Here is a 6,086-nt window from a genome sequence, read left to right on the forward strand (position 1 = left end):
CCAGCCCCGCGCGTTGTAGAGTTCGATCACCGTCACCTCGGGATCGGCGTAGTAGCGTGCAAGATGGCGCTCGGACATACCCCAGGATACGACCCGCTTATTCCGTGGACACAGCTTCAGGACGTGACGTAGTGGCAGCAGGTAAGCTCGAGTCGTCCGGCCCGCGTCGATGATGAATGCGAAGTACGGGACACAGCCGAAGGCTCGGCAGGCCTGCTTCGCCTTCTCGAAGTTCTCCTTCGGGACGGATACCTCTGTACCTTCGGTCCCGGGAGCCCGGCTGCGGCTCTTGACGGAGATGCCGAGTAGTTCTCCTGACTTCGGATGGCGTGCAATGATATCGATTCCCGTATGGTCAACGCGGGCACACTCGTAGCCGTGCTTCGAGAGCCAGTACAGAACGAGTGCCTCACCAAAATCCCCGGTGATTTTGGAATGTCGCGAACTCTTCCGAAAGTTCGTACGCATCTACCAGACCTTGCGGGACATAGTACCTTCGTCGAGGGCCAGGGAGAAGTGTCGGCTCTCCGGTCGGGTGGAGAGGAAGAGAGCCCACGCGGTCATCCTCGTCGCTGTTCGCCCAGTCGTCGAGCCGTGCCGGACCGCCGGAGAGCGCGAAGTACTCATGTGGACGGGAACGGTCGCGAGTTTCGCGGAGGATTCGGCGGAAAAGCTTGAGATCCCGGGCCGGGCTGTTTGGCAGAACCCGGGAGTTTGTAATTCGACCGTTTGGCTTCCCGGATCCGCCTGGAACCACTACCACGCGACGGCGCCACACCGGCGCCAGTCGCACACCCACTGGCCGAATGGCGGTTTTCCCGACGGATGAACTTCCGCTGGCGCGGCACAGCGCGGAGGGGTAAGCGACACGCGTGGGAAACGGGTGGAGAGCCGTGGGGAAATAAGGGCCCAATATCGGCTTTCCTCCGAATCCGCAGGTCGAACTTCTTATCTGTCCGGGCGCACTGAGGCCATTACGGCAAAGGGCACGGGGACGAGTTCGGGGTCGTGCTCCCGTTGGAGTCGCTGCCGATCGGCCCCTCGCCACACGCCGCCACCTCCGACACCAGGTAGTAGAACGCGGTCCCCACGGGCGAGATCGCCGGATCCGTGGAGACGAGGGCGCCGTCCCCAAGGCTGTCGCCGAACTCGAAGCAGGTCTGATCATAGAGCGGGTCCGGAGGCGGCCGGCTGCCGAGCCCGTGCGCCGGGATGGTCCCCCGGTAGGTGTCGTAGAACGTGGCTCCCGGGACCGCCGTCCAGGTCATGACCGTGTTGCTGGTGAAGTGCAGTCCGGGCACCTCGGCGATCACGACCGGGGTGTGCAGGCAGCCACCGGTGACCGGATCGCAGGCGTCCACGGTGCACGCGTTCGCGTCGTCGCAGTTGACCGGCTGTCCCTGGCAGACGGGCGGCTCGAACGGGCCCGGTACGCAGGAGTCCCCCGTCGTGCAGCGGTCGCCGTCGTCGCAAGTGGACCCGGCGATCACGGAGGAGGTGCAAACGCCCCCCTGGCAGAGGTCGAAGGTGCACGGGTCCCCGTCGTCGCACTGGATCGGTTGGTTCTGGCACTGGCCGGTCATGGGGTCGCAGTAATCCGCCGTGCACGGGTTCCCGTCGTCGCATTTCGGGGTGCCCTGGCAGCGGACCGCGCCGCTCGCAGGGTCCATCACGCAGACCTCTCCGGACGTGCACGGATTCCCGTCGCTGCACGCGACGCCGACGGTCGGGCTGAAGAGACACTTCCCGGTGTCCGGATTGCAGCTGTCGGTGGTGCAGGGGTTGCTGTCGTCACACACCACCGCGAGGTGGGAGCAGCCGCCCGTCGCCGGATCGCACACGTCGGTGGTGCACGCGTTCCCGTCGTTGCAGTTGACGGGCGTGCCGCAGACGCCGGCCACGCAGCTGGTGCCGACGGTGCAGGCGTTGTGATCCTCGCACGGCGAACCGTCGGGGACATTCGTCGCTTGGCACTGCCCCGTCGAGAGGTTGCAGGTCTTCGTGGTGCAGGGATTGCCGTCGTTGCAGTCGCTGTCAACGAAGCAGATCTCCTGCGGCGACACCGTCAGACCGACGCCGGCGTCGTTCGTGCACACCGTGATCTGCGAAGCGAGGAGCATGCCGACCGAGTCGCCGCTGGACTTCACGTCGCGCGGGTTGTTGCTGGCCGGGCAGTTCGGGTTCGGTCCGGGATCCCCCGAGGCCTGGAACGCCGCGGCCAGGGCGCTCGCGATGCTCGCCGGCGTGTCGGCCGCCGTGGTCGGAACCGTAATGGTGCACTCCCCCAGGTGCGAGATCTCCGTGACAACGACGCTTCCACCGGCCGGCCCCGGCGTGGATGTCGTGAAGCGGATGCGCATGGCGTTGATCTGGTCGTGGACGGGAACACCGAGCTTGTCCAGTGAGAAACAGACGCCGGTCGCCTGGCCCGGCGCGCTGCTCACGACGGGGACGAGCTCTCCCCCCGTCACGCCCGGAGCCGCAAGATGGAGGTTCGCGTCGTGCGCGAACCGGTCCTCGATCGCGCCGAGCGAGGCGGGCAAGAGCTCGGCGCTGACACCGCTGGCCTGGCAGGCGGAGCTCGCATTCACCGCATCGCGGGCGTGGCCGAGGACCACCGAGGCCGAGTCGGTGCCCTGAAACGGGACCGTCACGCCGCAGAGGGTCCGCGAGGAGCCGTCTCGGGACTGGACCGCGGGGAGAAGATCGAACGCGTCGCCGGCCCCCAGGTCGGCGCTAGGGGACGAAGCCAGATTCTGACTGAAAAACCCTCCGGCCTGGCTCGGCAATCCGAGCCAGGCGCTCGGCGGACTGGCGGTCGCGGGACACCCGAGGATGCTGTCGATGCCGGTCGGCGACCCGCACGTCACCGCCACAGTCGAGGCCGGGTTGCCGGGCTGGTTGCAGCTGACCGATCCCTCCCAGGCGAGGATCCCCGGGCGAAAGTCGAGGAACACGTTGCCGAGGATGGGACCGAGCAGGCTGGTGCCGAGGGACCCCGAACTGTCGGCCCAGATGGGGATGCCGAAGACATCCGTGGAGCCGCTGGCGCAGATGGACCCGTCCTGCCGCACGATCTTCATGGAGCAGGTGGTCGTCGCGGGGAACCCGTCACCAAAGACCTCCAGGCCCGAGAGCGCGTTGTTGGCGCAGCCGCCGTACGTCGCCACCTCCGGTCCCGTGAGCACGTACGCCCCTCGCCCGTGCGTGGCGGCGAAAATCCGCTTACGGTACTTGTCGATGGTGATCGAATACACCGGCACGTTGGGGAGCCCTTGGCTGTACCGGAACCAGCTGCCTCCGCCGGTCAGGCTCTTGTAGACACCCTTGTCGTTGCCGAGCCAGAGCCGGTTCGTGTCGTCGGGCTCGATGGCGATCGTGTTGGCCGGGACGCCGTTGAGCTCGGCGAGCGAGCCGGTCCGGTTCCAGTCCAGGCCGCCGTCGGTCGTCACGTAGACGTGGCTCCCCCATCCGAAGCCTGAAACCGTGGCGTAGGCCGTGTCCGGGACGTTCGGATCAACGGCTATCCAGCTGATCGGCGCCCCGGGGAGACCATGCGCCCGCAAGGGCCAGCAGGATGCGCTGGTGCAGGGCGCGCTGGTGACGAAGACCTTGCCGCTGTAGTACCCGATGTAGATCCGGTTCGGGTTGCTGGCCGACACCGCGATGGCCGAGATGACGTCCACGCCACCGTTGACCTCGGGCTCGGGATCGCTGCTCAGGACCGGACTCACCGGGGTCCAGGTGTTGGCCTCGTCGTTGCTCCGGTACAAGAGGTTGGTTCCGAAGTAGAGCAGCGTCCCAGTGATGGGCAACTGAACGAGCGGCGGGTAGAACGACCGGGGATCCGTGTCGGGGAGACCGATGTTGTACGTGTTCGTATCCGTGTTGAACGAGTTGCCCCCGTCGGTCGAACGGATCGGAACGACGATCGAGGTCGACGCGGGACCCGTGTTCGTCGTCTCGTACATTTTCAATTCGTTGTACAGGCTCATCACGGTGAAACCGGCGTCGCCGCAGCACGGCAGCGGGCTCCACGCTCGCGAGCCCGTCCACATCATCCCCCCGTTGTCTTGTGAGCCGCCGATCACGCGTGCCGTCCGCGGCGAGATGTCGATCGTTTGAAACTCGATGGTCGGGAGGTCGTCGTTACGCGGCCTCCACGTCGTTCCCCCGTCCGTCGAGACCGTGATCCCTCCGTCGTTGACTTCGTAAGCTCGCGACGTGTCCGTCTCGTGGAAGACGACCTCGTGATGATCGAGATGGGTGCCCTTGCGGAGGACCATCGGATCCGAGACCACGTTCGCGTCGGCGTCGGCCCACGAGATTCCGTGGTCGATCGACTTGCAGAGGTGATTGCCGGTGAGGAAGAGCGTCGCCGGATCCGTCGGATGCACCGTCAGGCCGTGGGTGTACCGCGAGTAACCGCCCGGGCACGGTGGCGCGTCGTCGCCGTGGAAGGGGGACGTGTTCCCGCTGTATCGGTTGAACCACGTCACGCCACCGTCGGTCGACTCGTACACCGCGGGCTGGCAGTCGGCCAGCAGCTGATCCGAGCACAGGCCGAACAAGGCGTACAGGTGCAGGGGGTTGCTGCGATCGATGTCAATCTCCACGTGATCGAACGGCTCCGTCGCCGGGTTCGGAAGACCGGTGGAACTAGGACAGCCGAGCGGCCGGGGAATCCCGGAGTTCATCGGGCACCAGCTCGGCCCACCGCCACCTGGGGTCCCACCTTGGGTGGACTTGAAGATGCCCCGGCCGTTGAATCCCGCATAGAGGACGTTCGAGTTGGTACGGTCGATCTCCAGGTCAGTCGGCTTGGCCCCCGCGGCGCCCGCCACGGTAAGCAGGTTCCAGCTCGCGCCGTTGTCCGTCGACTTGTAGATGCCGTACGCACGCGCCGGGATCCCCGGGAAGTAGACGGTCGGGTTACCCGTGGGGTACGTGACCGTCGACTCGGACGCCGACGCCGTCACACCGCTCGAGAACGTGATGTAAAGCACCTGCGTGGCACCGGGACCGGTGCTGCGGTCGAGGACCACGTTGTTGATGGAGCCGTAGCTGAAGTCGAAGGCCGGCTGGCCGTTTCGGAGCGTCCACCGGACGCCGCCGTCGCCGACCGTCCCGACGAGGAGACCTTTACCGTAGTACGTGTCACGGCGGATCGCGTTCTCTCCGGTGCCGGCGTAGACGAAGCTGCACCCGTTGCTCTGGCACCCCGCCACGCTGATCGCGCCAATCGCGAGCGACGCCTCGTTGTCCGACATCGGAGTCCAGGTGACGCCGCCGTCCGTCGTGTGCCAGACACCCCCACCGGCCGTCCCCAGCCAGACGTCCTGCTCGTTCTGCGGGTTCACCGCGAGCGAGGTCGCGCGACCACTCACTCCCCCGGGAAAGAACCCCAGGGACGGCGCCGGCCCAATGGGAAACCACGTTGTGCCGTCGATTGTGGCTCGGCTCGGTCCGGCTGAGAAAACAAGAAGGACGAACAGCACCGCGAGACCAGCGCGCGGCAGAGAACGGGTCGGCACCATGGGGAGTCCTCCGTTCGTCTTCTTTTTCAATTTGCGTGTTAAAAGACCCATTATAGCCGCCAACGCCTTGAAATTCAAGGGCTTGAGCGGGTCCAGCGATTCTGAACGCCGTCCATGCCGTCGTTAGGGAGTCAAGCGATTAGTTCCCAGCGGCTTCCGGCTTGGCAAGGAATTAGGATGGGGATTGTCCGCTTGCCGGTGCCCACCGCCCGCTGCCCCGGCTACGTGAGCGACCACATCAAGCCGCGGAAGGAGGGCGGCGCGGAGGAGCCGTGGCAGACCGGGCAGGACGCGATCGCCCGGTCAGCCTTCGCCAGCCACGGATCCGCGGGCCGAATGGCGCGTTTTCCGAACTATAAATGTTCGGTGGACCCCCTCACCTGTTCCGCCGCTGATCGGAACCACGCATACAAGGAACCGCCCGGCACGAAAGGGCCGGGCGTCATTCTCGATGCGCCGTGAGGACAGGCACCTCGCGCTTCGCGCTCGGCGCCCGTCCTCACGCTGCTTAGAAGTCGCCACCTCCCATGCCGCCACCCATACCGCCGA

General features: G+C 66.2%; 2 protein-coding genes. Both read right to left on the reverse strand.

The window, feature by feature from the left end; all coding sequences use genetic code 11:
* The coding region (locus LAO51_19755) for a hypothetical protein (GenBank protein ID MBZ5640980.1) at positions 1-468 on the reverse strand (468 nt) is incomplete at its 3' end.
* A gap of 506 nt (positions 469-974) precedes the next feature.
* A complete protein-coding gene (locus tag LAO51_19760; GenBank protein ID MBZ5640981.1) occupies positions 975-5,387 on the reverse strand; it encodes a hypothetical protein in 4,413 nt (1,470 codons plus the stop codon).
* Between the last annotated feature and the right edge of the window lie 699 nt (positions 5,388-6,086).

The organism is Terriglobia bacterium (genome assembly GCA_020073205.1).
Classification (GTDB): domain Bacteria; phylum Acidobacteriota; class Polarisedimenticolia; order Polarisedimenticolales; family JAIQFR01; genus JAIQFR01.